Annotated in this window: 24 protein-coding genes; 14 read left to right on the top strand and 10 right to left on the bottom strand. The window is 59.8% G+C overall.

The features are described 5' to 3' along the window. Positions 1–65 precede the first annotated feature (65 nt). The 5 genes from mdtD to V6P94_RS04730 all read left to right on the top strand — a co-directional run bounded on the left by mdtD (position 66) and on the right by V6P94_RS04730 (position 7,123). Entirely contained in the window at positions 66–1,496 is a 1,431-nt protein-coding gene (gene mdtD / locus V6P94_RS04750) for a multidrug transporter subunit MdtD (protein WP_133075215.1), read from the top strand. Between the two features lie 150 nt (positions 1,497–1,646). Continuing rightward, the gene (gene dbpA / locus V6P94_RS04745; protein ID WP_241486165.1) at positions 1,647–2,984 is read left to right on the top strand and encodes an ATP-dependent RNA helicase DbpA; all 1,338 of its coding nucleotides are present in this window, start codon (positions 1,647–1,649) and stop codon (positions 2,982–2,984) included. A 154-nt stretch (positions 2,985–3,138) separates the two neighbouring features. Further along, entirely contained in the window at positions 3,139–4,317 is a 1,179-nt protein-coding gene (locus V6P94_RS04740) for an NAD(P)/FAD-dependent oxidoreductase (protein ID WP_133075214.1), read from the top strand. Positions 4,318–4,422: 105 nt separating this feature from the next. Then, on the top strand, positions 4,423–6,597 hold the full coding sequence (yccS, locus tag V6P94_RS04735) for a YccS family putative transporter (protein ID WP_133075213.1): 2,175 nt from the start codon (positions 4,423–4,425) through the stop codon (positions 6,595–6,597). 64 nt (positions 6,598–6,661) lie between these two features. Beyond that, positions 6,662–7,123 (top strand): GNAT family N-acetyltransferase, encoded by a 462-nt coding sequence (locus tag V6P94_RS04730; RefSeq protein WP_133075212.1) that lies wholly within the window; start codon positions 6,662–6,664, stop codon positions 7,121–7,123. Here the strand turns inward: V6P94_RS04730 and V6P94_RS04725 are convergent. Together V6P94_RS04725 and V6P94_RS04720 are read right to left on the bottom strand one after the other, a co-directional pair. Next, the gene (locus V6P94_RS04725; protein ID WP_133075211.1) at positions 7,114–7,410 is read right to left on the bottom strand and encodes a helix-turn-helix domain-containing protein; all 297 of its coding nucleotides are present in this window, start codon (positions 7,408–7,410) and stop codon (positions 7,114–7,116) included. The genes V6P94_RS04730 and V6P94_RS04725 overlap by 10 nt on opposite strands. A gap of 126 nt (positions 7,411–7,536) precedes the next feature. Continuing rightward, positions 7,537–8,043 carry a YgjP-like metallopeptidase domain-containing protein gene (locus V6P94_RS04720; protein ID WP_133075210.1) on the bottom strand — a complete coding sequence of 169 codons (507 nt, stop codon included), beginning with the start codon at positions 8,041–8,043 and terminating at the stop codon, positions 7,537–7,539. Positions 8,044–8,231: 188 nt separating this feature from the next. Between V6P94_RS04720 and V6P94_RS04715 the strand changes: the two genes are divergently transcribed. Continuing rightward, positions 8,232–8,624, top strand: coding sequence for a hypothetical protein (locus V6P94_RS04715; RefSeq protein ID WP_133075209.1), 393 nt, complete (start codon positions 8,232–8,234; stop codon positions 8,622–8,624). A 56-nt stretch (positions 8,625–8,680) separates the two neighbouring features. On the opposite strand, the gene fba is transcribed toward V6P94_RS04715, so the two are convergent. The 5 genes from fba to tkt all read right to left on the bottom strand — a co-directional run bounded on the left by fba (position 8,681) and on the right by tkt (position 14,647). Further along, positions 8,681–9,745 (bottom strand): class II fructose-bisphosphate aldolase, encoded by a 1,065-nt coding sequence (fba, locus tag V6P94_RS04710; protein WP_004419605.1) that lies wholly within the window; start codon positions 9,743–9,745, stop codon positions 8,681–8,683. A gap of 259 nt (positions 9,746–10,004) precedes the next feature. Next, the gene (locus tag V6P94_RS04705) at positions 10,005–10,223 is read right to left on the bottom strand and encodes a hypothetical protein (protein WP_019827976.1); all 219 of its coding nucleotides are present in this window, start codon (positions 10,221–10,223) and stop codon (positions 10,005–10,007) included. A 32-nt stretch (positions 10,224–10,255) separates the two neighbouring features. Beyond that, complete coding sequence (locus tag V6P94_RS04700) at positions 10,256–11,419, bottom strand: phosphoglycerate kinase (protein WP_326398617.1); 1,164 nt, start codon at positions 11,417–11,419, stop codon at positions 10,256–10,258. 26 nt (positions 11,420–11,445) lie between these two features. Then, a complete protein-coding gene (gene epd / locus V6P94_RS04695) occupies positions 11,446–12,501 on the bottom strand; it encodes an erythrose-4-phosphate dehydrogenase (protein ID WP_133075207.1) in 1,056 nt (351 codons plus the stop codon). Between the two features lie 148 nt (positions 12,502–12,649). Next, complete coding sequence (tkt, locus tag V6P94_RS04690) at positions 12,650–14,647, bottom strand: transketolase (protein ID WP_133075206.1); 1,998 nt, start codon at positions 14,645–14,647, stop codon at positions 12,650–12,652. A 261-nt stretch (positions 14,648–14,908) separates the two neighbouring features. Here tkt and V6P94_RS04685 point away from each other — a divergent pair, with 261 nt between their 5' ends. The 3 genes from V6P94_RS04685 (at position 14,909) to V6P94_RS04675 (ending at position 17,697) form a co-directional block, all read left to right on the top strand. After that, positions 14,909–15,904 carry a metalloregulator ArsR/SmtB family transcription factor gene (locus V6P94_RS04685; protein WP_133075205.1) on the top strand — a complete coding sequence of 332 codons (996 nt, stop codon included), beginning with the start codon at positions 14,909–14,911 and terminating at the stop codon, positions 15,902–15,904. A gap of 19 nt (positions 15,905–15,923) precedes the next feature. After that, a complete protein-coding gene (gene metK / locus V6P94_RS04680; RefSeq protein WP_133075204.1) occupies positions 15,924–17,114 on the top strand; it encodes a methionine adenosyltransferase in 1,191 nt (396 codons plus the stop codon). Between the two features lie 187 nt (positions 17,115–17,301). After that, a complete protein-coding gene (locus V6P94_RS04675) occupies positions 17,302–17,697 on the top strand; it encodes a DUF1090 domain-containing protein (RefSeq protein ID WP_133075203.1) in 396 nt (131 codons plus the stop codon). A gap of 135 nt (positions 17,698–17,832) precedes the next feature. Here the strand turns inward: V6P94_RS04675 and V6P94_RS04670 are convergent, their stop codons facing one another. Beyond that, a complete protein-coding gene (locus V6P94_RS04670) occupies positions 17,833–18,282 on the bottom strand; it encodes a cytochrome c (protein ID WP_133075202.1) in 450 nt (149 codons plus the stop codon). Positions 18,283–18,410: 128 nt separating this feature from the next. Here V6P94_RS04670 and V6P94_RS04665 point away from each other — a divergent pair, with 128 nt between their 5' ends. Next, entirely contained in the window at positions 18,411–19,565 is a 1,155-nt protein-coding gene (locus V6P94_RS04665; protein WP_133075201.1) for a murein transglycosylase A, read from the top strand. A 137-nt stretch (positions 19,566–19,702) separates the two neighbouring features. On the opposite strand, the gene V6P94_RS04660 is transcribed toward V6P94_RS04665, so the two are convergent. Then, positions 19,703–20,089, bottom strand: coding sequence for an MAPEG family protein (locus tag V6P94_RS04660; protein WP_133075200.1), 387 nt, complete (start codon positions 20,087–20,089; stop codon positions 19,703–19,705). Between the two features lie 215 nt (positions 20,090–20,304). Between V6P94_RS04660 and V6P94_RS04655 the strand changes: the two genes are divergently transcribed. From V6P94_RS04655 to V6P94_RS04645, 3 genes are all read left to right on the top strand, one after another. Next, on the top strand, positions 20,305–21,564 hold the full coding sequence (locus tag V6P94_RS04655; protein WP_133075199.1) for a sodium:proton antiporter: 1,260 nt from the start codon (positions 20,305–20,307) through the stop codon (positions 21,562–21,564). Between the two features lie 75 nt (positions 21,565–21,639). After that, complete coding sequence (locus V6P94_RS04650) at positions 21,640–22,014, top strand: hypothetical protein (RefSeq protein WP_133075198.1); 375 nt, start codon at positions 21,640–21,642, stop codon at positions 22,012–22,014. Continuing rightward, positions 22,011–24,002 carry a pyrroloquinoline quinone-dependent dehydrogenase gene (locus V6P94_RS04645; protein ID WP_338649044.1) on the top strand — a complete coding sequence of 664 codons (1,992 nt, stop codon included), beginning with the start codon at positions 22,011–22,013 and terminating at the stop codon, positions 24,000–24,002. The genes V6P94_RS04650 and V6P94_RS04645 overlap by 4 nt, the downstream gene beginning before the upstream one ends. Before the next feature lie 124 nt (positions 24,003–24,126). On the opposite strand, the gene V6P94_RS04640 is transcribed toward V6P94_RS04645, so the two are convergent. Next, positions 24,127–25,035: a LysR family transcriptional regulator gene (locus V6P94_RS04640; protein ID WP_133075196.1), complete on the bottom strand. Its 909-nt coding sequence runs from the start codon at positions 25,033–25,035 to the stop codon at positions 24,127–24,129. A 108-nt stretch (positions 25,036–25,143) separates the two neighbouring features. Here V6P94_RS04640 and V6P94_RS04635 point away from each other — a divergent pair, with 108 nt between their 5' ends. Next, the gene (locus V6P94_RS04635) at positions 25,144–26,376 is read left to right on the top strand and encodes a D-amino acid dehydrogenase (protein ID WP_133075195.1); all 1,233 of its coding nucleotides are present in this window, start codon (positions 25,144–25,146) and stop codon (positions 26,374–26,376) included. Positions 26,377–26,391: the final 15 nt, after the last annotated feature.

Genomic DNA, 26,391 nt, shown 5'->3' with positions numbered 1-26,391 from the left:
CTGGGCAACCCTTCGCAGCCTTCGGCAGCGACTACAAAGAATGCTCATCATAAAAAAGAGGTCTTATGCCCGTACGCCCGGTTCTGAGTCCTGAAACCCTGCGCTGGTTGCCGTGGGTTGTGGCCATCGCGTTTTTCATGCAGTCGCTCGACGGCACCATCCTCAACACCGCCCTGCCCGACATGGCCAGGGACTTGAAAGAAAACCCGCTGCGCATGCAAGGCGTGATCGTTGCCTACATGCTTACCGTGGCCCTGCTGATCCCTGCCTCGGGCTGGATTGCCGACCGCTTCGGCACCAAGAAAATCTTCTTCAGCGCCATTCTGCTGTTCAGTTTCGGCTCGTTGCTTTGTGCGCTGTCCAACACCCTCAACGAGTTGATTGGCGCACGGATCATCCAGGGCCTGGGCGGTGCGCTGATGCTGCCCATCGGACGGCTGGTGGTGCTCAAGGCTTACCCGCGCTCGGAGTTGGTGCGGATCATGGGGTTTATCACCATCCCGGGCCTGCTCGGTCCATTGATCGGCCCCACGATGGGCGGCTGGATGGTGCAGTACCTGAGCTGGCACTGGATTTTCCTGATCAATCTGCCGGTGGGCGTTCTGGGCTGCTGGGCAGTCTGGCACTTCATTCCGGACCTGCGCGGCAGCGAGCGCACCCGCTTCGACGGGCTGGGTTTCGTGCTGTTTGGCGCCGCGATGATATTTATCACCATTGCGATGGAGGGGCTGGGCGAGTTGCACATGCCGCATTTGCGCGTGATGTTGCTGCTCTTCGCCGGGATGGCGTGCCTGGCGGCCTACTGGTTGCGGGCGGGCAATATCAGCAACCCGCTGTTCTCGCCGGCACTGTTCAAAACCAAAACCTTTGCGGTGGGTATTCTGGGTAACCTGTTTGCTCGCCTGGGCAGCGGGGCGCTACCGTTCCTGGTGCCGTTGCTGCTGCAAGTGGCGCTGGGCTACTCGCCGTCACAAGCCGGGATGAGCATGCTGCCACTGGCCGCAGCCGCCATGCTGGCCAAGTGGATAGCCCGACCGCTGATCGAGCGCGCGGGGTATCGCACGGTACTCACGGCCAACACCTTTGCCCTGGGCCTGATGCTGGCCAGCATGGGCCTGGTCACCGAACACACGCCCTACCCGCTGTTGCTGTCAATGCTGGCCGTTTTGGGGGCGATCAACTCGTTGCAGTTCACCGCGATGAATACCGTCACCCTGATCGACCTCGATGACGCCAGCGCCAGCAGCGGCAACAGTTTGCTGTCGGTGGTGGCGCAATTGTCCTTGAGCCTGGGCGTGGCCTGCGCCGGGGCATTGCTCGGCGGCTTCACTGGCGATGGCGGCAGCGACGGGGTGGACACGGTGCTCGGGGCATTCCAGCTGACCTTCCTCACAGTCGGGATCATGGCGATGCTGGCAGCGGCTATTTTCCTGCAACTGTCACCGCAGGACGGCCGCAAACCCAAGGCCAACTCGGAGCATGACCTGGAACATTAAGCGACTTTTTAATCAGAACTGGATGACATCTCGTCCAGAATGTTCAGGCAAAGGGCATGGGACTGGTACACTGCGCGACATTTTGTTTTGCAGGCCAGTCCCGTGACCACCATTGCCACCGCTTTTAACACTCTGCCTCTGTCCGCCGCCATGCTGGCTAACCTCGACTCCCTCGGTTATGCCCAGATGACGCCGATTCAGGCGCAGAGCTTGCCGGTGATCCTCAAAGGCATGGACCTGATCGCTCAGGCCAAGACCGGCAGTGGCAAAACTGCCGCCTTCGGCATCGGCCTGCTGAACCCGATCAACCCGCGCTTCTTCGGCTGCCAGGCCCTCGTGATCTGCCCGACCCGCGAACTGGCTGACCAGGTTGCCAAGGAAATCCGCCGTCTGGCCCGCGCCGAAGACAACATCAAAGTGCTGACCCTGTGTGGCGGCGTGTCTTTCGGTCCGCAAATCGGTTCGCTGGAGCACGGTGCGCACATCATCGTCGGCACGCCGGGCCGCATTCAGCAGCACTTGCGCAAAGGCTCGCTGGTACTGGACGGTCTGAACACTCTGGTACTGGACGAAGCGGACCGCATGCTGGACATGGGTTTCTACGATGCCATCGAAGACATCATTGTAAAAACCCCGGAGCGTCGCCAGACCCTACTGTTCTCGGCCACCTACCCGGCCGGTATCAAGCAACTGTCGTCCAAGTTCATGCGCAACCCTCAGCAAGTAAAAGCCGAGGCGCTGCACACTGACAGCCAGATCGAACAACGCTTCTACGAAATCTCCCCTGAAGAGCGCATGAGCGCTGTAACCAAGGTGCTGGGCCATTTCCGCCCGCAATCTTGCGTAGCGTTCTGCTTCACCAAGCAGCAGGTTCAGGAAACCGTTGATCACCTGACGTCCAAAGGCATTTCGGCTGTTGGCCTGCATGGCGATCTGGAACAGCGCGACCGTGACCAGGTGCTGGCGATGTTTGCCAACCGCTCGACTTCAGTACTGGTTGCCACCGACGTAGCGGCCCGTGGTCTGGACATCGACGCGCTGGACATGGTGCTCAACGTTGAGCTGGCCCGTGATTCGGAAATCCACATTCACCGTGTTGGCCGTACCGGCCGTGCTGGTGAAAAAGGTGTTGCGATCAGCCTGGTTGCCCCGTCCGAAGCGCACCGCGCCCAGGCCATCGAGCAGCTGCAGAAAGCCCCGCTGAACTGGGAAACCCTGGACACCCTGACCTCCCAGGGCGGCGCACCGTTGCTGCCGGCCATGAGCACGCTGGTGATCGGTGCCGGTCGTAAAGACAAGGTTCGTCCGGGCGATATCCTCGGTGCCCTGACGGGTGACGCGGGCATCCCGGGTGCCCAGGTTGGCAAGATCGCGATCTTTGACTTCCAGGCCTACGTGGCCGTTGACCGCACCGTGGCCAAACAGGCTGCCCAGCGCTTGAGCGAAGGCAAAATCAAAGGCCGCGTATTGCGCGTTCGGGTTTTGTAAGAGATCGCCTGAACACTGGCGATCACATGTGGGAGCGGGCTTGCCCGCGATGCAAACAACTCGGTTCAGCTGAATCACCGGGGTGCTGCAATCGCGAGCAAGCCCGCTCCCACATTAGGTTTGGATTGACTATAAATTTTGTGAGGACACCGCTTTGCGCTCTACCGACGTTGTGATTATTGGCGCTGGCGCCGCTGGTTTGATGTGCGCGCTGACCGCTGCCGGTCGCGGGCGAAAGGTCATGCTCATCGACCACGCCAACAAGGCGGGCAAAAAGATCCTGATGTCGGGCGGTGGCCGCTGCAACTTCACCAACATGTACACCGAACCCAACAATTTTCTGTCGCAGAACCCGCACTTCTGCAAGTCAGCCCTGGCACGCTACACCCAGTGGGACTTTATCGAGATGGTCGCCAAACACGGCGTGCCCTATCACGAGAAAAAACTCGGCCAACTGTTCTGCGATAACAAATCCAGCGACATCCTGGAAATGCTCCTCGATGAGTGCCAAAAAGCAGGCGTCAGCCTGCACCTGGACACCTCGGTCGAGCAGATCGAAAAAACCGACAACGGTTACAGCCTCAACACAACGCTGGGGCCGATTGACTGCCTGTCGCTGGTGGTCGCCACCGGCGGCCTGTCGATCCCGACGCTCGGTGCCACCGGCTTCGGCTATCAAATCGCCAGGCAATTTGGCCACACCTTGCTGCCCACCCGCGCGGGCCTGGTGCCGTTCACCATCACCGACCAGCTCAAAGAGATCTGTACCGAACTCTCGGGCACGTCAGTCGACTGCCTGGTGAGCTGCAACGATCAGAGCTTCCGGGAAAATATCCTGTTCACCCATCGGGGCTTGAGCGGACCGGCGATTTTGCAGATTTCGTCGTTCTGGAATACCGGCGACACGGTTGAAATCAACCTGCTGCCCGACCTCGACGCGCTGAGCTGGTTGCAAACCCAGCAGGCCGAACGCCCCAACAGCGAACTGAAAACCCTGCTCGGTGAGATTTTCACCAAGAAGATGGCCAACCTGTTGGCCGAGCACTGGTTCGAGTCCAAGCCCATGAAGCAGTACACCCCGGGTGAACTGGCGCACGTGGCTGACAAACTGGCGAGCTGGAAAGTGATACCGGCTGGCACCGAAGGCTACCGCACGGCTGAAGTGACCCTGGGCGGGGTTGATACCCGCGAAGTGTCTTCCAAGACCATGGAGTCGCTGAAAAGCCCCGGCCTGTACTTTGTGGGTGAAGTGCTGGATGTGAGCGGCCACCTGGGCGGCTTCAACTTTCAGTGGGCGTGGGCTTCGGGGTATGCGGCGGCGCAGTACGTTTAACGCCAGGCGGCATTAAAAATATTTTGTGTTCGATGTGACAGTGCCATTGCGCTGTCGTCTTAACTGGCTCAAGTTAGCGAATCACGAGCCAGGCACCGCCACTCCATGTCATCGAAAAGCTTTCAGCATTCCCTGCGCCGCTTGTGGGCGCTGGACAAGTTCAGTTACAGCGTGCGGGTGTTTGTCGCCCTGACCGGCAGCATGGCTTTTTGCTGGTATCAGGATGAAATGTCGCTGCTGATCCCGCTGTTCCTGGGGATTATCGCCAGCGCGCTGTCCGAGACTGATGACAGTTGGCAAGGCCGACTGAACGCTTTGCTGGTAACGCTGGTGTGCTTCACCGCCTCGGCACTCAGTGTCGAACTGCTCTTCCCCTATCCCTGGCTGATGGTCTGCGCGCTTGCCCTGGCCAGCTTCGGCCTGACCATGCTCGGTGCGCTGGGCGAGCGCTACGGGGCGATTGCTTCGGCCACACTGATTCTGGCCGTGTACACCATGATTGGCGTCGACCAGCGGGGTGGCGAAGTCACCAATTTCTGGCATGAACCCTTGCTGCTGGTGGCGGGCGCGGCCTGGTACGGGATGCTGTCGGTACTGTGGCAGGCGCTGTTTTCCAATCAACCGGTACAGCAAAGCCTGGCGCGGTTGTTCTGGGAGCTGGGCCTGTACCTGAAGATCAAATCGTCGCTGTTCGAGCCGATCCGCAAGCTGGATGTCGAAGCCGGCCGACTGGAACTGGCGCGGCAAAACGGACGTGTGGTGGCCGCGCTCAATACCGCCAAAGAGATCATTCTGCACCGGGTCGGCAACTCCCGGCCGGGCTCCAAGCTCAGCCGCTACCTCAAGCTGTACTTCCTGGCGCAGGACATCCACGAACGCGCCAGTTCCTCGCACTACCCCTACAACGCCCTGGCCGAAGCCTTCTTCCACAGTGACGTGATGTTCCGCTGCCAACGCCTGCTGCGCCAGCAAGGCGTGGCCTGTCAGCGCCTGTCGGAGTCGATCAAGCTGCGCCAGCCGTTTGTCTACGACGACAGCTTTGCCGAAGCGCTGAGCGACTTGCACGCCTCGCTCGAACACTTGCGCATCCAGAGCAACCCGGCCTGGCGCGGACTGTTGCGTTCACTGCGGGCGCTGGCCGCCAACCTGGGCACCCTCGACCGTTTGTTGAGCGACGCCAGTAACCCCGACAACCTGGCAGATGCCACCGACAGCAGCCTGCTGGACCGTTCGCCACGTAACCTCAAGGACGTGTGGTCGCGCCTGCGTCAGCACCTCACACCCACGTCGCTGATCTTTCGCCACGCCTTGCGCCTGCCTTTGGCCCTGAGCATCGGTTTTGCGATGGTGCACTGGATTCACCCGAGCCAGGGTTACTGGATCATCCTCACCACGCTGTTCGTGTGTCAGCCAAGTTACGGCGCCACCCGACGCAAATTCAGCCAGCGCATCATCGGCACGGCCATCGGCCTGGCCGTGGGCTGGGCGCTGTTCGATCTGTTCCCCAACCCGCTGGTGCAGTCGATGTTTGCGGTGGTGGCCGGTGTGGTGTTCTTTATCAACCGCACCACGCGCTACACCTTGAGCACCGCAGCCATCACCCTGATGATCCTGTTTTGCTTCAACCAGGTGGGCGACGGCTACGGGCTGTTCCTGCCGCGACTGTTCGATACCCTGGTGGGCAGCGTGATTGCGGCGGCAGCGGTATTCCTGTTCTTGCCGGACTGGCAGGGCCGACGCCTGAATCAGGTACTGGCCAATACCTTGAGCTGCAACAGCCAGTATCTGCGCCAGATCATGCAGCAGTACGCCCAGGGCAAAAGTGACAACCTCGCCTATCGCCTTGCGCGGCGTAACGCCCATAACGCCGATGCGGCGCTGTCGACCACACTGGCCAATATGCTGATGGAACCGGGGCACTTCCGTAAGGATGCCGACATGGGCTTCCGCTTTCTGGTGCTGTCCCACACCTTGCTCAGCTATTTGTCAGGACTGGGCGCTCACCGTGACACCGAGCTGCCCGGTGAAGTGCGGGAACAGTTGATCGAGGGCGCCGGACGCAGGATTGCCGACAGCATTGACCAGATCGCACAGGATCTGGCGTCCAAGCAGGCGGTGGCGGTACAAAGTGATGATGAAGAAGCACTGGCCAGCGAGCTTGAGCAAATGCCCGACGAGATCGATGAAAACCAGCGTCTGGTGCAAACCCAACTGGCGTTGATTTGCCGTCAGCTCGGGCCGCTGCGCACCCTGGCTGCACATTTGGTCAAGGCACCTTAGAACTTGGCGCGAGTACACATCGCGCCTACTATCGGGTCATACACTCACCAAGAAGGACACGATCGTGACCACCGACTGGCTCTGCAAACACCACAACGACCTGGGCAAGGAACAGCTCTACGCCATTCTGGAATTGCGCTCGAAAGTATTCGTCGTCGAGCAGAAATGCGCCTACCAGGACGTCGACGGGCAAGACCTGACGGGGGACACGTTGCATGTGATGGGCTGGCAGAACGATCAACTGGTGGCGTATGCCCGCGTGCTCGACCCTGAATCCCAGGGCGGCGACGTGGTGATCGGCCGCGTGATCATTGCCCCCGAGGGTCGCGGGCAAAAGCTGGGGCATGTCCTGATCGAGAAAGCCCTGGAAAACATCGAGGATTACTGGTCGGGGCAGCCCGTGTTCTTGTCCGCCCAGGCGCACTTGCAGCCGTTCTACGGGCAACACGGGTTTCGCGCCGAGGGCGAAATGTATCTTGAAGATGACATCCCGCACATCGGCATGCGCCTGACGCCTCAGGGATAACCCAGCACCTGCTTGATCTGCACCAGATGCTCGCCGACCCAGGTTTTGTCGACAGGGCCCCAACTGTGAATCTGATAACGCCCGGCATGATTACGGGCGCCGTCCTGCTGCTCGAACTCGCAGACAATATCCAGATCAGCCAGCGCCGCGATGGTGTCCTGCGCGGTACGGCGCGGCATGCCGGTCACTTCGGTCAGTGCGGGCACGCTGCTGGCAATCTGGCTATCGATTAACCAGGCCACGTACAAGCGCCGGTAAAAGCTGCTTTTGGTTTTGCTGACGTCCATTCAGAACTCCTGATGCGGATGATTGCTGGCTTTCTGTGGGAGCGGGCTTGCTCGCGATTCAGGCGCTGCGGTCCTTCTGGGAAGACGCGTCGATACCATCGCGAGCAAGCCTGCTCCCACACGGGTTCAGGGTTGGGGTTTTCCTGCCAAGTCACGCCACGTCAGATACACCCGCAAGTCAAACTCCAGCTGGTGGTAACCCGGCAACATGTGTTCGCACAATTTGTAAAAAGCCTTGTTGTGGTCCGACTCCTTGAGATGGGCCAGTTCGTGAACCACGATCATCTTCAGGAATTCAGGCGCCGCCTCCTTGAACAACGAGGCCACACGCAGTTCTTTCTTGGCCTTGAGCTTGCCACCCTGAACCCGTGAGATGGCGGTATGTAACCCCAGCGCACGGTGAGTCAGGTCGAGCTTGTTATCAAACAGCACCTTGTCGAAGGACGGCGCATTGCGCAGGTATTCCTGCTTCAGTTCCAGCGCGTAGGTATACAGCGCCTTGTCACTTTGCACCGCGTGACGCTGCGGGTAGCGTTCGCTCAGGTAGCTGCCCAACTGATCGCGCTCAATCAATTGGCGCACCTGCTCTTGCAAGGTCTGGGGGTAGGCCTGGAGGTACTTGAGAACGGTCATGGGACGCCAACGCACAGCATAGAAGGGCGCCAGTGTAGCGAATTCAACCCAAAGGCGCCCACGTCAGACTTTTACGCGGACATAAGCCAGACATTTCCGAGAAAACCCGGTGCCCACAAGCGTCGCTTGCAGCCCGAAAAGCCTCGGGGCTATCTTCACCAGTCGCCGATGATCCCCGTGGAAGAGACATGAAAAAGACGACGCCCGACGATCCCAAAGCAAATCACACCCCCCGTGATGATCATCAGCACGATGAGGCCACCCGCCGTATTCTCGATGCCGTGCTCCGTGCCCCGCCTGTTGACCTCGACAGCCTCAAGCCCACCAATGCGCAACATGTCAGCCCCAAATCACCCTTTGCCGTGCGGCCTGATATCCGGGCAATAGAGGCCTTGTCTCACATCTGGCTGATGCTCAAGAGCGCAGAAGAGGTCTCGGATGAAATCACCGAGTATGCCAGTGGCATCGAGCGCGGGCTGATATGGTCATTGGTGCATTCGGTCGAGATGTCCCGCTCGCTGGTGAGTGCCCTGCTCAAGGCCAATGGCGTTGATCCGGAACAATTACACCGATCTGCATAAACATCGCACCCACAAAAAAGCCCGCATCGCTGCGGGCTTTTCAGTACGCGCCGGTCTTAGTTGACCTTGGCGTTCAGCTCACCTTTGAGGTAACGCTGGTACATCGCTTCCAGGGAGATCGGCTTGATCTTCGAAGCGTTACCGGCAGTACCGAAGGCTTCGTAACGAGCGATACACACGTCACGCATGGCCGTTACGGTGGCGCCGAAGAACTTGCGCGGGTCGAACTCGCTCGGGTTGGTTGCCATCAGGCGACGCATGGCGCCAGTCGATGCCAGACGCAGATCGGTGTCGATGTTGACCTTGCGCACGCCGTGCTTGATGCCTTCAACGATTTCTTCTACCGGCACACCGTAAGTTTCTTTGATGTCGCCGCCGAACTCGTTGATGATCGCCAGCCATTCTTGTGGAACAGAAGACGAACCGTGCATCACCAGGTGAGTGTTCGGGATACGCTTGTGGATTTCTTTGATGCGGTCGATCGCCAGCACGTCGCCAGTAGGTGGCTTGGTGAACTTGTAAGCGCCGTGGGAAGTACCGATGGCAATGGCCAGGGCATCCACTTGAGTGCGCTTGACGAAGTCAGCGGCTTCTTCCGGGTCGGTCAGCATCTGGCTGTGATCCAGAACGCCTTCTGCGCCGATGCCGTCTTCTTCGCCAGCCATACCGGTTTCAAGCGAACCCAGGCAGCCCAGCTCGCCTTCAACCGACACACCGCACGCGTGTGCCAGGGCAACGGTTTGCTGAGTAACGCGAACGTTGTAGTCGTAGTCGGTAGGGGTTTTGCCGTCTTCGCCCAGCGAGCCGTCCATCATGACCGAGCTGAAGCCCAGCTGGATCGAGCGCTGGCACACGTCAGGGCTGGTGCCATGGTCCTGGTGCATGCACACCGGGATATGCGGGAATTCTTCGATTGCAGCCAGGATCAGGTGACGCAGGAAGGGAGCACCTGCGTACTTGCGCGCACCGGCCGAAGCCTGAACGATCACCGGGGAGTCGGTCTTGTCAGCGGCTTCCATAATGGCGCGCATCTGCTCAAGGTTGTTTACGTTGAAGGCTGGAACGCCGTAGCCGAATTCGGCGGCGTGGTCCAACATCTGGCGCATGCTGATAAGTGCCATTGTGAGTGTCTCTCCCGGACAAGGGTCGTTAATCGTGCAAGCCTGCCGTAGCGGCGGCTGCTATTCAAGTTATTGCAGATCGGGGGTTGTGCCCCATTCTGCCAATCCGATTTAGCTGAAACGATACAGCTCCAGCTATAGCTATGCGGCCTGATTGTGAGAGCGGGCTTGCTCGCGATGCAGGCAATTCGGTCTATTTGCCGAACCGCGGTGATGCAATCGCGAGCAAGCCCGCTCCCACGCAAAAACCCATATCAAATCAAGGGCACCCACGCTCTTGTGAAGCCTTGGGCGACTCGTATTTTTCCAGCGCTTCAGGACCTGAGCGTTTATTGACCAGCGGCACGCTTTGCGCCTGCCAGTCTGCCTGGTAGCAACCACTCTCTTCAGGGGTTGCAGCTTCGGGCGTCGGCTTGCCCGAACTGGCGCAACCGGCCAAAAAGCCCACGATCATCAACAGCGGTAACAACTTGACCATGTCCATGCTTCCTTTCAGGGCCTGAAACACCTTCAGGCTTTGGCGCGGCTTTCCAGAATTTCGACGGCAGGCAGTACCTTGCCTTCAACGAACTCAAGGAAGGCACCACCGCCGGTGGAGATGTAGGAAATTTGATCAGCAATGCCGTACTTGTCGATAGCCGCGAGGGTGTCGCCGCCACCCGCGATCGAGAACGCTGCGCTGTCAGCAATGGCCTGGGCCAGAACCTTGGTGCCGTTACCGAACTGGTCAAACTCGAACACACCTACCGGGCCGTTCCACAGGATAGTCTTTGACGACTTCAGCAGCTCGGCGAAATGCGCGGCGGTTTGTGGGCCAATGTCCAGAATCATGTCGTCGGCAGCCACATCAGCGATCAGCTTGACGGTTGCAGCAGCGCTTTCAGCGAACTCCTTGGCCACGACCACGTCAGTCGGCAGAGGCACATTGACCTTGGCGGCGATGGCGCGGGCGGTGTCCAGCAGATCAGGTTCGTACAGCGATTTTCCAACCGGGTGCCCGGCAGCTGCCAGGAAGGTGTTGGCAATACCGCCACCCACGATCAGCAGGTCGCAGATCTGGCTCAGGCTGTTGAGCACTTCAAGCTTGGTCGACACCTTGGAGCCGGCAACGATAGCGGCCATCGGCTTGGCCGGGGCGCCCAGTGCCTTGCCCAGTGCGTCCAGCTCGGCAGCCAGCAACGGGCCAGCAGCCGCAACCTTGGCAAACTTGGCCACGCCGTGGGTCGAGCCTTCGGCACGGTGGGCAGTACCGAAAGCATCCATCACAAACACGTCGCACAGGGCGGCGTATTGCTGGGCCAACTCGTCGGCGTTTTTCTTTTCGCCCTTGTTGAAGCGCACGTTTTCGAACAACACGATGTCGCCCGCTTTAACGTCGACGCCATTGAGGTAGTCGCTGACCAGCGGCACTTCGCGGCCCAGGGCATTGCTCAAGTAATCGGCTACAGGCTTGAGGCTGTTTTCAGCCGAGAACTCACCTTCAGTCGGACGTCCCAGGTGCGAGCAGACCATAACCGCCGCGCCTTTTTCCAACGCCAGCTTGATGGTCGGCAGCGAAGCAAGGATGCGCGCATCGCTGGTGACTACACCGTCCTTGACTGGGACGTTGAGGTCTTCGCGGATCAGTACGCGCTTACCTTGCAGATCGAGGTCGGTCATCTTCAACACGGTCATGGGTCGCAGTTCCTGAGTTTCTAATGTTAGAGAGCGGGTTTGGGGTGGGTAACGTGCAAATAGTGCTCTGCCACATCGATCATTCGATTGGCAAAACCCCATTCGTTGTCGAACCAGGCCAGCAGGTTCACCAGCCGGGGGCCGGAAACGCGGGTCTGGCTGGCATCGACAATGGCCGAATGCGGGTCATGGTTGAAATCACAGCTGGCGTGGGGCAACTCGGTGTAGGCCAACAAGCCTTTGAGCGGGCCGCAGGTGGCCGCCTCGCGCAGCAGGCGGTTCACCTCTGCGGCATCGGTGTCCCGTGCCGTGGTCAGGGTGATATCCAGGCACGACACATTCAATGTCGGTACCCGCACCGCTTTGGCTTGAATTCGGCCGGCAAGTTCCGGCAACAAACGCTCAATGCCCTTGGCCAGGCCGGTAGAGACCGGAATGACCGACTGAAAGGCCGAGCGTGTACGACGCAGATCTTCGTGGTGGTAGGCATCGATCACGGGCTGATCGTTCATCGCCGAGTGAATGGTGGTAATCGATACATACTCAAGACCCAATGCCTCATCCAGCAAACGCAGCAGCGGCACGCCGCAGTTGGTCGTGCAGGAGGCGTTGGACACCAGTCGCTCTTCGCCGGTCAGGCTGTGCTGGTTAACGCCGTAGACGATGGTGGCGTCAACATCGGCGTCACTGGCCATCGGTTGCGAAAACAGCACGCGGGGAGCCCCGGCATCAAGGAAACGCTGGCCGTCGGCGCGGGTGTTGTAAACGCCGGAGCATTCCAGCACCAGGTCAACACCCAGGGCAGCCCAGTCGATCCCCTCGGGGGTGGCACTGCGGAACACTTTCACGCAGTCGCCATTGATATGCAGGCAGTCGCCTTCGATCCGTATCTCGCCGGGAAACCGGCCATGGGTGGAGTCGAAGCGCGTCAAATATTCGAGACTGGCCATATCGGCCAAATCATTGAGTGCAACAATTTCAAACCCGGCAGCGGCCCCTCGCTCGAACAACGCACGCAGGACGCAACGACCAATCCGGCCGTAGCCGTTGAGTGCAACTTTGTAGGGACGCGATTGGGGCATGGGGTTCTCTTATTAAAAGCCTGTAGTCGCTGCCGAAGGCTGCGATCAAGACCGCACGACCTTCAAAAAAACGGGCTGCTACGCAGCCCTTCGCAGCCTGTGGCAGCGACTACCTAAAACGCGGCAGCCAGGACCACCGCGGCTTGCTTTAGTCTTCCAGCAACTCGTCAGCCTGACCCAGGATGTTTTCCAGGGTGAAGCCGAACTCTTCGAACAAGGCTGGCGCAGGCGCCGACTCGCCGTAAGTGGTCATGCCGATGACGCGGCCTTCCAGGCCCACGTACTTGTACCAGTAGTCCGCGTGGGACGCTTCGATCGCAATACGGGCGCTCACCTGCAGCGGCAGAACCGACTGCTTGTAGCCTGCATCCTGAGCTTCGTACACGCTGGTGCATGGCATCGATACAACACGTACCTTGCGGCCTTGCTCGGTCAGCTTCTCATAAGCCTGAACCGCCAGGCCCACTTCGGAACCGGCCGAGATCAGGATCAGTTCAGGCTCGCCTGCACAATCCTTCAGCACGTAACCACCACGGTTGATGTCGGCAATCTGGCCAGCATCACGGGTTTGGTGGTTCAGGTTCTGACGCGAGAAGATCAACGCGGACGGGCCGTCGTTGCGCTCCAGGGCGAATTTCCAGGCCGCTGCGGATTCCACCGCATCGGCTGGGCGCCAGGTGTCCAGGTTCGGCGTGGTACGCAGGCTGGTCAATTGCTCGACCGGCTGGTGCGTCGGGCCGTCTTCGCCCAGACCGATGGAGTCATGGGTGAACACATAGATCACGCGCTGCTTCATCAGGGCCGACATGCGGATGGCGTTGCGGGCGTATTCCATGAACATCAGGAAGGTCGCGCCGTAAGGCACCAGGCCGCCGTGCAGGGCAACACCGTTCATGATGGCGCTCATGCCGAACTCGCGTACGCCGTAGTACACGTAGTTGCCGCTGGCGTCTTCAGCCGAAACACCTTTGCAGCCTTTCCAGAGGGTCAGGTTGGAACCGGCCAGGTCAGCGGAGCCGCCCAGCAGTTCTGGCAACAGTGGGCCAAAGGCATTCAATGCGTTCTGGCTGGCTTTACGGCTGGCGATGGTTTCGCCCTTGGCCGCGACTTCAGCGATGTAGGCGTTGGCCTTGGCATCGAAGTCAGCAGGCAGTTTGCCGCTCAGGCGACGGGACAGCTCGCCGGCCAGCTCAGGGAACTCGGCCGCGTAGGCAGCAAAGCGCTTGTCCCACTCGGATTCAACCGCAGCACCGGCTTGCTTGGCATCCCATTCGGCGTAGATATCAGCCGGGATTTCAAACGGACCGTGGTTCCAGTTCAGGGCCTGGCGGGTCAGGGCGATTTCGTCGTTGCCCAGTGGAGCACCGTGGCAGTCTTCCTTGCCCTGCTTGTTCGGCGAGCCGAAACCGATGGTGGTTTTGCAGCAGATCAGCGTTGGCTGGTCGCTTTTGCGTGCGGTTTCGATCGCGGTCTTGATTTCTTCCGGGTCGTGACCGTCAACGTTACGGATCACTTGCCAGTTGTAGGCTTCGAAACGCTTTGGCGTGTCGTCGGTGAACCAGCCTTCAACTTCGCCATCGATAGAGATGCCGTTGTCGTCGTAGAACGCGATCAGCTTGCTCAGACCCAGAGTGCCGGCCAACGAGCCAACTTCGTGGGAAATGCCTTCCATCATGCAGCCATCACCCAGGAACACGTAGGTGTGGTGATCAACGACGTTATGGCCAGGGCGGTTGAACTGAGCGCCCATGACTTTTTCTGCCAGGGCAAAGCCCACAGCGTTGGCCAGGCCCTGACCCAGCGGGCCAGTGGTGGTTTCAACGCCCGGCGTGTAGCCCAGCTCCGGGTGACCCGGGGTGCGGCTGTGCAGCTGGCGGAAGTTTTTCAGGTCGTCGATCGACAGGTCATAGCCGGTCAGGTGCAGCAACGAGTAGATCAGCATCGAACCGTGGCCGTTGGACAGCACAAAGCGGTCACGGTCAGCGAACGAAGGGTTGCTCGGGTTGTGCTTCAGATAATCGCGCCACAGTACTTCGGCGATATCCGCCATACCCATAGGGGCACCTGGATGGCCGCTGTTGGCTTTTTGCACGGCATCCATGCTGAGTGCACGAATGGCGTTGGCACGCTCACGACGGCTGGGCATCGCTGTTCTCCTGGGTATTGAAAGTTAAATCGAAACGGAAAAAAGGCGAGCATTTTCCCTCAGGCAACGCCCTCGGGGCAATGACAGATAGTCGCAAGAGGCGTTTTTCCTGTGCTTAACCGTTCAACCTGTTAAGGATCGGACATTTCGTTTCGTTAATAAGCACACACTCTCCGACAAACGCGCCACTTATCGACCAATATCAAAACTTTTCGATATTGAACTTGCGGGGGCTGTACGGGGTAACTAGACTGCGACCCCATGAACTTACGCATGCCTTCAATCCGCCATGACGATAGCGACGAGCTCTCCGCCCTGTGCAAGGCTGGAGGCGATCCGCTGCGACTCAATGTGCTGCGCGCGTTGGCCAACGATTCGTTTGGTGTGCTGGAGCTGACGCAGATTTTTGCCACTGGCCAATCAGGCATGAGTCATCACCTCAAGGTGCTGTCTCAAGCCAGGCTGGTCGCAACACGACGCGAAGGCAATGCGATTTTTTATCGCCGTGCCCTGCCCCACACCGAGCAACCAGGCGGAAAACTCCATGCTGCGCTGCTGGAAGAGGTCGATAACCTGACCTTGCCCACCGATGTACAAGCGCGAATCAGCGCAGTACATGCACAGCGTGCAGCCGCCAGTCAGGACTTTTTCTCACGCGTAGCCGAGAAGTTTCGCGCTCAACAGGATTTGATCGCCGGCTTGCCGCAATACCGGGACAGCGTTTTGACGCTGCTCGACAAACTGAGCTTCGACCCGGCGGCCACGGCCCTGGAAGTCGGTCCCGGCGATGGCAGCTTCTTGCCCGACCTGGCTCGCCGCTTCCATCAGGTCACGGCGCTGGACAACAGCCCGGTCATGCTTGGGCTGGCCCGCCAGCTCTGTGAACGCGAGTCACTGAACAACGTCAGCCTGATCCTGGCCGACGCGCTACACGATGCACAGCTGCAAGCCGACTGCGTTGTCGTGAACATGGTCCTGCACCATTTCGCCGCACCGGCCGAAGCACTTCAGCAACTGGCAACCTTGCTGCAGCCGGGCGGCAGCCTGCTGATAACAGAGTTGTGCAGCCATAATCAGGCGTGGGCCCGCGAGGCATGCGGTGATTTGTGGCTGGGTTTTGAACAAGATGATCTGGCCCATTGGGCCACCGCTGCGGGACTCGTTCCCGGGGAAAGCCTCTATGTAGGCTTACGTAATGGTTTCCAGCTTCAGGTCCGCCACTTTCAGCGGCCAACTGGCGACACTCACCATCGGTAAATATTAGGAAACCGTCGAGATGAGCGAATACTCCCTTTTCACCTCCGAGTCCGTGTCTGAAGGGCATCCGGACAAAATCGCCGACCAGATTTCTGACGCGGTGCTGGACGCCATCATTGCTGAAGACAAGTTCGCCCGTGTGGCGTGCGAGACTCTGGTGAAAACCGGCGTAGCAATCATCGCGGGCGAAGTCACCACGTCGGCCTGGGTCGACCTGGAGCAGATCGTTCGTGACGTGATCACCGACATCGGCTACACCAGCTCCGACGTCGGCTTCGACGGTGCTACCTGCGGCGTGATGAACATCATTGGCAAGCAGTCCCCTGACATCAACCAGGGTGTTGACCGTGCCAAGCCTGAAGATCAGGGCGCCGGTGACCAGGGCCTGATGTTCGGCTACGCCAGCAACGAAACCGACGTGCTGATGCCTGCACCGATCACCTTTTCGCACCAACTGGTACAGCGCCAGGCCCAGGCCCGTAAATCCGGCCTGCTGCCGTGGCTGCGCCCGGACGCCAAGTCCCAGGTAACGTGCCGTTACGAAGGCGGCAAGGTTGTCGCCATCGACGCCATCGTGCTGTCGACCCAGCACAACCCTGAAGTGTCGTACACCGACCTGCGCGAAGGCGTGATGGAACTGATCGTCAAGCACGTGCTGCCAGCCGAGCTGCTGCACAAGGACACCCAGTTCCACATCAACCCTACCGGCCAGTTCATCATCGGTGGCCCGGTGGGCGACTGCGGCCTGACCGGTCGCAAGATCATCGTTGACACCTACGGCGGCATGGCCCGTCACGGCGGCGGCGCGTTCTCGGGCAAGGATCCATCCAAGGTTGACCGTTCGGCTGCTTACGCCGGTCGTTACGTGGCCAAGAACATCGTGGCTGCCGGCCTGGCTGAGCGCTGCGAGATTCAGGTTTCCTACGCTATCGGCGTCGCTCAACCGACTTCGATTTCGTTGAACACCTTTGGTACTGGCAAAATTTCCGACGAGAAAATCATCAAGCTGGTACGTGACGTATTCGACCTGCGTCCATACGCCATCACCACCATGCTTGACCTGCTGCACCCGATGTACCAGGAAACTGCAGCGTACGGCCACTTCGGTCGTACGCCGCAGATCAAGACCGTTGGCGACGATACCTTCACCACGTTCACGTGGGAGCGTACCGACCGCGCTGAAGAGCTGCGCGCTGCCGCCGGTTTGTAATTAAGCCTGCTGCACCAGAAGCCCCGGACAGGTGACTGTTCGGGGCTTTTTGCTGCTCATGGATAACGTTCGACGGATTGCTTGCCTGCGGATGCTGCTAACATCCACGGTTTGGATCAGCCGAAACGCGCTTGCGTGGCGTTTTTTCAGCCTTATTTAATTGTCATCTTTTGTCATGGAGCCATTTATGAAATTACTTTCACCGCTCGCCCTGTTGACTGTTTGCGGCCTGCTGGCAACGCCTCTGATGGCCGCAGACGCAGCGCCGGAACTGACCGGTTGCGCTGCCAAGAAACAAGCCATCACCCTGCAACTTGAGCAGGCCCGCGCGCACGGCAACAGCAACCAGGTCGCGGGCCTGGAAAAAGCCCTGAGCGAAGTCACCGAGCACTGCACTGACGCGGGCCTGCGCAAGGAACGTGAAAACAAGGTGCTGGAAGCCAAGCACGAAGTGAGCAAGCGCCAGGCTGATCTGGACAAAGCCATGAAGAAAGGCGACCCGGAGAAAATCGACAAACGCAAAAACAAGCTGGCCGAATCGCGCAAGGAACTGCAAGAAGCGCTGGATCAGCTGGATAAATAAGTCTCGCGATACGGATCTCCTGTGTGGGAGCGGGCTTGCTCGCGATGGCAGCACCTCGGTGATTCAGAAGTCCCGAGTCGTGCTTGTCGCGAGCAAGCCCGCTCCCACAGAAGGCGGGTACCGGCTGATCTTTACTCAGTGATTCCTGAATTCCTTGTGGCACGCACTGCAGGTGTCTTCCACTTTCTGCACGGCAGGCGTCAGGTTACTGGCTTTGTAGGGTTGTACCTGGCTGGCGATCACCAACTCACCGGTTGCGCCCTCCAACTGGCGCGCCAGTTGCTGAAAACGCTCCTGCTTTTGCCAGACATCATCGGTAGCACTGGTCAGGTCGGACTCCTTAACCTGTGGGAAATGCTTCCACGGCTCGTGAGCCAAAGCGTCCAACTTGATGGCACCTTCGGTAAAGCGCGGACCGTCAAAGGGAATCCGACCTCGCAACATGCCCCCCAGGTCTTCGCTGGTCTTTAGCATCTGCTTGAAAATCGCTTTACGCTGGCCCAGCGGCGAATCGGGATCCACCCCGCCACACGCAGACAACGTCAGGCAGGCCAGCACAACAACAGTCAATCGTTTAAAAGTCATGGTCGCTTCAGGTCACGGAAATCGGTCGCCAGTATCCTCGCGTCACCTGCAAAGACCAATACCCCTATTGAATACAAGGATTGCCAGAGGGTTATCCGGCCTCGGCAAACCTCGAAGGAATTTCACCCATGAACACATTTTTCAAGCCTCTGGCCTGGGCGTTGCCCGTTGCCCTGTTGCTGGCCGGATGTAACGGCACCGACAAGGACGCCGACAAGAATGCCACTCAGCCAGAACCCCACACGACCTACAGCAAGGCTGACTGGAGCGCACTGCCTGAAGTGACGGGCAGCGACCTGCAAAGCGGTTTTGCTTCATGGCGCAGCGCCTGTACCCGACTCAAGGCCGACCCCAACTGGGGCTCCGTGTGCAGCGACGCAGCCGCCTTGCCTGCCAGCCCGAGCGTGGCCGACATCAGCAACTTCCTGCAAACCCATCTCGACGTGTACAGCCTGCGTTCGGCCGAAGGCAGCAGCGACGGCCTGATCACCGGTTACTACGAACCGGTTTACCCCGGCAGCCTCAAGCCGACCCAGGCCGCCAACGTACCCATCTATGGCGTACCGGCTGACTTGATCGTGGTCAACCTGGACAGCATCTACCCCGAGCTCAAAGGCAAACGCCTGCGCGGGCGCCTTGAGGGCCGTGTGCTCAAGCCTTACGACACCGCAGAGACCATTAACAGCAAAGGCCTGCAAGCACCGGTACTGGCGTGGCTGACCGACCCGATGGACCTGCAGTTTTTGCAAATCCAGGGCTCGGGCCGGGTTCAACTCGACAATGGCCGCCAGCTGCGCATCGGCTATGCCGACCAGAACGGCCATCCGTACAAACCGATTGGCCGCTGGCTGGTTGAACAGGGCGAACTGAAAAAAGAAGACGTGACCATGGGCACCATTCACGCCTGGGCCATGGCTCACCCGCAACGGGTCCACGAGATGCTGGCCAGCAACCCGAGCTACGTGTTTTTCACCCAGAACCCGGACAGCAACGAAGGCCCGCGCGGCTCGCTGAACGTGCCGCTGACGGCTGGCTACAGCGTGGCGGTGGACCGCAAGGTCATCCCGCTGGGCAGCCTGCTGTGGCTGTCGACCACCCAGGCTGATGGCCAGCCCATCGTACGCCCGGTAGCCGCCCAGGACACCGGTGGCGCCATTGCTGGCGAAGTGCGGGCCGATTTCTTCGTGGGCACCGGCCCTGAAGCCGGGAAGATTGCGGGCGACATGAAGCAGAAGGGCAATATCTGGCTGCTATGGCCGAAAGGCGCGGCGCTGCCGCAGTAAAACCACCTGCATGCAATGAAACCAAACCTTTGTGGGAGCGGGCTGGCTCGCGATGGCATCACCGCAGTGCATCAGGCAAACCGGATTGTCTGCATCGCGAGCAAGCCCGCTCCCACACATTGGTTATTGGCTTGCGTTTACATCGACACAAAAAAGAAGCTGACCACCAGTCCCATGCCGATAAACCACACGATGGAGCGCAGGATCGCCCAGTCGGCCAGGTAGCAGATGATGTACAGCATGCGGCTGGTAACGAACAGAACCGCTAGCACATCAATGGTCACGGGCTGGGCGTTCCCTACGATATCGGCAATGATCACCGCCGCCGCAAAGGCCGGGGTCACTTCGAAGCTGTTGAGCTGGGCGCTGTGGGCACGCTTGGCAAAGCCTTGAAGGTTGTCCAGAAACGTACGTGGATCATGGTTTTGTTTGGGCCCGAACTTGCCGTCACTGAACTTGGCAAAAGCGGTACACACATAGGTCAAACAGAAGGCAATAAGCACACACCAGAAGGCAACCGTCATTGGAATTTCCTTTTTAGAGTTTCAACACGAGTATGGGTGGCCTGCTACAGCGCCAGTGCGCACATGCAACCTCAGTGCAACTGCGTGGTCAATGACCTCGCACATCGCGCCCATTTGCCACACCCCGGGGATGTGCCCCTGATGCCCGCGCCTGCATCCAAACATAACCCGTACTGATCGGGTTTCCATTCATTCTCGCCACCACAGGATCCCGGATGCTTGAGCTTGTTGCTGCGTTTATCTGCCTGACCTCACTACTGACTTACGTGAACTTCCGCTTTATCGGCCTGCCGCCGACGATTGGCGTGATGGTCACTGCCCTAATGTTTTCGTTGCTGCTGCAAGGCTTGAGCTTTATCGGTTATCCGGGCCTTGAAGAGCGCGTGCAAGAACTGATCGGCCAGATCGACTTCGGCGATCTGCTGATGAACTGGATGCTGTCGTTCCTGCTGTTTGCAGGCGCCCTGCACGTCAATATCAATGATGTACGCAGCTATCGCTGGCCGATTGGCCTGCTGGCCACCGTCGGTGTGCTGATCGCCACCACCGTGATCGGCAGCCTGGCGTACTGGATTTTTGCCCTGTTCGGCTGGCATATCAGTTTTCTGTACTGCCTGCTGTTCGGCGCACTCATCTCCCCCACCGACCCGATTGCCGTGCTGGGTGTACTGCGGACCGCCAACGCCTCCAAACCGCTGAAAACCACCATCGTGGGCGAGTCGCTGTTCAATGACGGCACCGCTGTTGTGGTGTTCACCGTGTTGCTCGGCATCCTGCAACTGGGCGAAACCCCGAGCCTGAGTGCCACGGCCATGCTGTTTGTTCACGAAGCCATCGGCGGCGTGGTGTTCGGTGGTTTGATCGGTTACCTGGTGTACCGGATGATCAAGAGCATCGAGCAGTATCAGATCGAAGTGATGCTGACCCTGGCACTGGTGATCGGCGGCTCGGCCATGGCCAGTGAACTGCATGTGTCGGCGCCGATCGCGATGGTTGTCGCAGGTCTGATCATCGGTAATCTGGGCCGTAACAAGGCCATGAACGAGATGACCCGTCGCTACATGGACGGTTTTTGGGAGTTGCTTGATGACATGCTCAACGCGCTGCTGTTCGCGCTGATTGGCATGGAACTGTTGCTGCTGCCGTTCTCATGGCTGCATTTGCTGGCGGCCAGCGTTCTGGCCGTGGCCATTTTGCTGTCGCGCCTCTTGACCGTGGCACCGGCCATTGTCCTGCTGCGCCGCTGGCGTACCGTGCCACGGGGCACCATCCGCATCCTGACCTGGGGTGGCCTGCGCGGCGGTGTTTCGGTAGCGCTGGCCCTGGCATTGCCACTGGGCCCGGAGCGTGACCTGATCCTGAGTATCACCTACATCGTGGTGCTGTCCTCGATCCTGTTCCAGGGTTTGACCATCGGCAAACTGGTCAAGCACGTGACCAAGGATGCGCCGGTAGAGGTTGAGCACGCGCACTGATCCCGGTGTTTTTCCCCGCCTTGGCTACACTCACGTTCCTGAGGCCTTAAGGCATGACACACAAAGGGGAACGGGATGAGTACTTCTGCTGCCTATGCACCACCCAGGCGCCCTCTGGGCGCCAACATCATGATCATCACCGCATTGATTGCTCTGGGCATTACCGCCTGGCGGTTCTTCACTCCCTTGTCCGGGGTGACAGATTCCGGGGGGGCAATGACGGCGATGCTGGCCGAGTTTGTGCTGTTTGTCCTGGGGGTGGTGCTGGCTCAAGCCAGGGCGGGAGGCCTGCGAAATTTCGTCCTCTTCCTGGCCTGGGTCGGTGTGATCGGAACAACGTTTGCCGCATGCCTGCTGCACGGTTGGTGGACCGCCGCCGTTCTGGGGATCTACGCCCTGGGTGTGATCATTGAAACCTTTGCCGGCAAGCCAACAAGGAGCGCGATATGAGCGCGATCACAAAACAGTTTTTGACAGCTCCGGCCTTGTGCTTGCTGGCGGGTGTTTCCAGCGTCCACGCGCAAGACACCTACACCGTCCCGCCGCCTTTGCTGGCACCGTCCAGCATCTCTGCCGAGGACGCAAAACTGCCGATCCCCAGCGGCAAGGAGTGGGACAGTTTCCACGGGCAACTGAGCTCGCAAAAGTATTCGCCCCTGACTCAAATCAACAAGGACAACGTCGGCAAACTGACCAAGGTCTGGGAATACTTCACCGGCGACATGTCCACGGGCACCGGCAAAATCCCGCCGTCGGTCTGGTCCGCGACACCTATTTTTGCCAATGACACGTTGTACGTCGGCACGCCTTTTTACCGGATCATTGCCCTGGAGCCCGAGACCGGCAAAGAAAAGTGGACCTACGACACCAAGTCGAAACTGGTCGCCGAAACCCAGCCCGCGCTGAAATCACGTGGCGTGGCCTACTGGCAGGAAAAAAACCCTCAAGCGGGCGTGGCCTGCCAGAAGGTCGTCTACCTGGGCAACATGACCGCGCAGCTCTACGCGGTAGACGCCGACACCGGCAAGCCTTGCGAAGGCTTCGGCAAAAACGGGGTGGTGGACGTCAACCAATGGAACACCATGAACGCGAAATGGCCGCTGTCACAGTTGCAGCCACCCACCGTCATCGGTGACAAGTTGATCGTGGGCTGGGCCGGTAAAGACTGGGAATACGAAGTTGAATCCCCGGGCTCACTGTTTGCCCTCAATGCCCGCACCGGCGCGCTGGAGTGGGAATTCAAGCCGATCCCCGAGGAAGAGGCAGGCAAAACCGGCACTGCCAACATCTGGACAGCCATGTCGTATGACCCGGCGCTGGGCTTGCTGTATATCCCCGTGTCCTCGCCTTCACCCAACTATTGGGGCGGCAACCGGACCAAGCCGATTCCGCTGGGCACTTCCACCACGGCCCTGGATATCAACACCGGCAAGGTCGTGTGGTCTCGTCAGTGGGTTCACCACGACATATGGGACTACGACATCAACTCGGCCCCGACGCTGATGGACATCACCGTCAACGGCAAGCCCGTGGCAGCACTGGTGCAAGCGACCAAGATGGGCTTTTTGTTCACCGTTGACCGCCGCACCGGCGAGGACGTATGGCCGATTGAAGAACGCCCTGTACCCCAGGGTGATGCTGCTGGAGAGGTGTACTCGCCAACCCAACCGTTCCCGACCAAGCCTGCACCCTTGATGGATCAATCGAAAAAACCGGCGATCTGGAAAATCGCCGACATTGTCGGTTTTGGCCAGTGCACAAAAATGTGGGACGGCCTGGAATACAACGGCATGTATTCGCCGCCCAGCACCAAAGGCAACGGCGTACTGGCCTACCCGGACAGTGCCGGTGGCGTGCAATGGGGCGGTGTAGCGTTTGATCCGGTCAGCCAGGTCGCCATTGTGAACACCTCCCACATTGTGCAGATGATCAAGCTGTGGGACCGCGCCTCCTACGACAAGCAACCCAAAACTGCAGGCAACGAGAACGGCTTCTACCCACAGATCGGCGCGCCTTACGGCATGAGTTTGCTCAACGCACAGAACTGGGCAGGCATGCCGTGCTGGGCACCGCCTTTCGGTGAAATCGTGGCGATCGACATGCGCACCGGTGACGTGAAATGGCGTCGTCCGATGGGCGCCGTCCAGCAGTGGGGTTGGTACATGCCTGAAGACATGGGCTCGCCGACCATTGGTGGCCCGGCAGTGACCGCAGGTGGCGTGGTGTTCATTGGTGCATCGATGGATGCCAAGGTCCGTGCCTATGCCCTGGAAGACGGCAAAGAGCTGTGGTCGGACATCGTCATGGCCCCTGCCGTCGCCAACCCTGCCGTGTATGAATACAAAGGCCGACAATATGTGGCGTTTGTGGCGGGCGGCAACTCGATCATGAAAGATCAGGTAGGGGACCAGGTGGTGGTGTACGCACTGCCCAAGTAACAGGAAATAACCTGTAGTCGCTGCCGCAGGCTGCGATAAGGGCCGAAGGACCTTCGCTCTTGGAAAAAACGCGAACCCTTTGGACTCGATCGCAGCCTGCGGCAGCGGCTACACGGATGTTTGATCAGCCCGCCAACCGCTGCAACTGCTCGCTGGCCCGCTCGGCGAACAATTGCAGCAACCCTTCCAGCGTATGCGCCGGGGCTTCGTCCGCCCGGGTCACCGCGTACAGCGTAATCGGCAGCGCCGGGCTCAAGGGCCGGATCAAGGTGCTTGCCCGTGAAGCACCCAACGCCGTAAACGGATCAATCACCGCCAACCCCGCACCCGACTCCACCATCGCCCGCGCCAGCGAATAGGTCTGCACCGCGATGCTGATGCGCGGCGGTGGCTCTACTGCTTGCAGGTAGCTGTCCAGCCGGGCAAACAGCGGATCGGCACTGCTCAGCCCGATCAACGGCGCGTCCGCCAGCTCATCCAGTGCGAGCGGTACGCCTTCGCTTTCATCCGCCCAGTAACCCCGCGGCGCCAGCGCTACGAGTACACCGTGGGCCAGCGCCCGCGCCTTGAGCCCCGGATGATCGGGCAGCTTGAAGGTCAGGGCCACGTCCAGTTCGCGCATCAACAGGTTCTGCACCAGCTCACGGCTGTGGGCGCTGGCCAGTTCACAGTTGATATCGGGATAACGACGGGTCCACTCGCTGATCACCGGCGGCAATAGTGACAACGCCAGCGCGGGCGTGCTGCCAATACGCAAACGATGCCCCGGCTCACGGCGCAGGCTTTCGGCCAGGCGCTGCACACCTTGCAGGCTCTCGGTCACCTTGTCGACTTCGCGCTCCAGCAACAGCGCTTCGGGGGTGGGCTGCAACTTGCCGCGCACCCGCAGAAACAGCGGGAACCCCAACCGCTGTTCAGCGTGTTGCAGCACCTTGCTCACCGCAGGCTGGGAGACATGCAGCAACTGGGCAGCCGCACTCACCGACCCGGTTTGGCGAATCGCCTGGAACACTTCGATATGACGCAAGCGCATGGCAGCAGTCCATAACCTTTGTTTATGGGAGGACCATCTTTATTCATTGTTCGCCGCCTGTCACCTGCCCCTAACCTGAAGCCTGTTCAACAGTGGCTAGGGACTGACATGGCACAGCGAGTTTGCATCATCGGCGGGGGCGTTATCGGGCTGGCAACGGCGTATGCATTGGTGCGCGACGGCTTTGACGTGAGCGTGATCGAGGCCCAGCCCACCCTGGGCAGCCAGACCAGCTTTGCCAATGGCGGTCAGCTTTCCTACCGCTACGTCGCCCCCCTGGCCGATGCCGGTGTGCCCTTGCAAGCGGTGGGCTGGATGCTGCGCGGCGACTCGCCGCTCAAGCTGCGCCCACGCATGGACCCGGCCCAATGGCGCTGGCTGGCGTCGTTTATAGCCGCGTGCCGTGGTTCGGTGAACCAGCGCAATGGCGCGCATTTGCTGCGTCTGGCATTGCTCAGCCAGGCCACATTGCAGCAATGGCGCGAAGAAGATCAGCTGGACGGTTTCGCCTGGCAGCGCAACGGCAAACTGGTGGCGTTTCGTGAACGCAGCCACTTCGACAAAGCGCGCAAAAAAGTTATCCACAGCTCATTTCAACACGCGCTGTCCGCCAGCGAATGCGCCAGCCTGGAACCCGGCCTGCAAGGCTCGGCATTTGTGGGAGGCATCTACACCCCGAGCGAAGAGGTCGGTGACTGCCACGCGTTCTGCCAACAACTGGTCGCCCGCTTGCAGGCCAGTGGCCGTTGCACGTTCTTGCTGGGTAAAACCGTCACCCGCCTGCGTCATGCCAACGGTGAAGTCCAGGCTGTGGAAATGGGTGACGAGGTGCTGGCAGTGGATCAACTTGTGCTCGCAGCGGGGCACAACAGCCCGGCCCTGCGCCTGCCGGGGATGAACCTGCCGCTGTACCCGCTCAAGGGCTACAGCCTCACGCTGGCCCTGACCGACCCGCAAAAAGCGCCACAGGTGAGCATCACCGACTACGACCGCAAAATTGTCTACGCCCGCATTGGCGAGCAATTGCGCATTGCCGCGATGGTCGACATTGTCGGCTTCGATCCCTCGCTGGACCCCAAGCGCCTGGCGCAAATGCGCCAACTGGCCAGCAGTACTTTCCCGGAAGCGGGCGATTATCACGACGCTATCGAGTGGGCTGGCATGCGTCCTGCTACCCCGAGTGGCGTTCCCATTCTTGGCGCCAGTGGCTACCGCAACCTGTGGCTCAACCTGGGCCACGGCGCGCTGGGCTTTACCCTGGCCTGTGGCAGCGGGCGCTTGCTGAGCGAGCTAATTGCACACCGTAAAACGTCCATTGACCTGCAAGGCCTGGCTGCCTGAGTGCACCCTCCCAAC

The organism is Pseudomonas sp. ML2-2023-3 (assembly GCF_037055275.1).
Lineage (GTDB): Bacteria > Pseudomonadota > Gammaproteobacteria > Pseudomonadales > Pseudomonadaceae > Aquipseudomonas.
This window is presented reverse-complemented; position numbering and strand designations above follow the sequence as displayed.

Coding starts and splice junctions, on each gene's coding strand:
- mdtD (WP_133075215.1), top strand. CDS start 66: ATGCCCGTACGCCCGGTTCTGAGTCCTGAAACCCTGCGCTGGTTGCCG.
- dbpA (WP_241486165.1), top strand. CDS start 1,647: ATGCTGGCTAACCTCGACTCCCTCGGTTATGCCCAGATGACGCCGATT.
- yccS (WP_133075213.1), top strand. CDS start 4,423: ATGTCATCGAAAAGCTTTCAGCATTCCCTGCGCCGCTTGTGGGCGCTG.
- V6P94_RS04725 (WP_133075211.1), bottom strand. CDS start 7,410: ATGGACGTCAGCAAAACCAAAAGCAGCTTTTACCGGCGCTTGTACGTG.
- V6P94_RS04720 (WP_133075210.1), bottom strand. CDS start 8,043: ATGACCGTTCTCAAGTACCTCCAGGCCTACCCCCAGACCTTGCAAGAG.
- V6P94_RS04715 (WP_133075209.1), top strand. CDS start 8,232: ATGAAAAAGACGACGCCCGACGATCCCAAAGCAAATCACACCCCCCGT.
- fba (WP_004419605.1), bottom strand. CDS start 9,745: ATGGCACTTATCAGCATGCGCCAGATGTTGGACCACGCCGCCGAATTC.
- V6P94_RS04705 (WP_019827976.1), bottom strand. CDS start 10,223: ATGGTCAAGTTGTTACCGCTGTTGATGATCGTGGGCTTTTTGGCCGGT.
- V6P94_RS04700 (WP_326398617.1), bottom strand. CDS start 11,419: ATGACCGTGTTGAAGATGACCGACCTCGATCTGCAAGGTAAGCGCGTA.
- epd (WP_133075207.1), bottom strand. CDS start 12,501: ATGCCCCAATCGCGTCCCTACAAAGTTGCACTCAACGGCTACGGCCGG.
- tkt (WP_133075206.1), bottom strand. CDS start 14,647: ATGCCCAGCCGTCGTGAGCGTGCCAACGCCATTCGTGCACTCAGCATG.
- V6P94_RS04685 (WP_133075205.1), top strand. CDS start 14,909: ATGAACTTACGCATGCCTTCAATCCGCCATGACGATAGCGACGAGCTC.
- metK (WP_133075204.1), top strand. CDS start 15,924: ATGAGCGAATACTCCCTTTTCACCTCCGAGTCCGTGTCTGAAGGGCAT.
- V6P94_RS04675 (WP_133075203.1), top strand. CDS start 17,302: ATGAAATTACTTTCACCGCTCGCCCTGTTGACTGTTTGCGGCCTGCTG.
- V6P94_RS04670 (WP_133075202.1), bottom strand. CDS start 18,282: ATGACTTTTAAACGATTGACTGTTGTTGTGCTGGCCTGCCTGACGTTG.
- V6P94_RS04665 (WP_133075201.1), top strand. CDS start 18,411: ATGAACACATTTTTCAAGCCTCTGGCCTGGGCGTTGCCCGTTGCCCTG.
- V6P94_RS04660 (WP_133075200.1), bottom strand. CDS start 20,089: ATGACGGTTGCCTTCTGGTGTGTGCTTATTGCCTTCTGTTTGACCTAT.
- V6P94_RS04655 (WP_133075199.1), top strand. CDS start 20,305: ATGCTTGAGCTTGTTGCTGCGTTTATCTGCCTGACCTCACTACTGACT.
- V6P94_RS04650 (WP_133075198.1), top strand. CDS start 21,640: ATGAGTACTTCTGCTGCCTATGCACCACCCAGGCGCCCTCTGGGCGCC.
- V6P94_RS04645 (WP_338649044.1), top strand. CDS start 22,011: ATGAGCGCGATCACAAAACAGTTTTTGACAGCTCCGGCCTTGTGCTTG.
- V6P94_RS04640 (WP_133075196.1), bottom strand. CDS start 25,035: ATGCGCTTGCGTCATATCGAAGTGTTCCAGGCGATTCGCCAAACCGGG.
- V6P94_RS04635 (WP_133075195.1), top strand. CDS start 25,144: ATGGCACAGCGAGTTTGCATCATCGGCGGGGGCGTTATCGGGCTGGCA.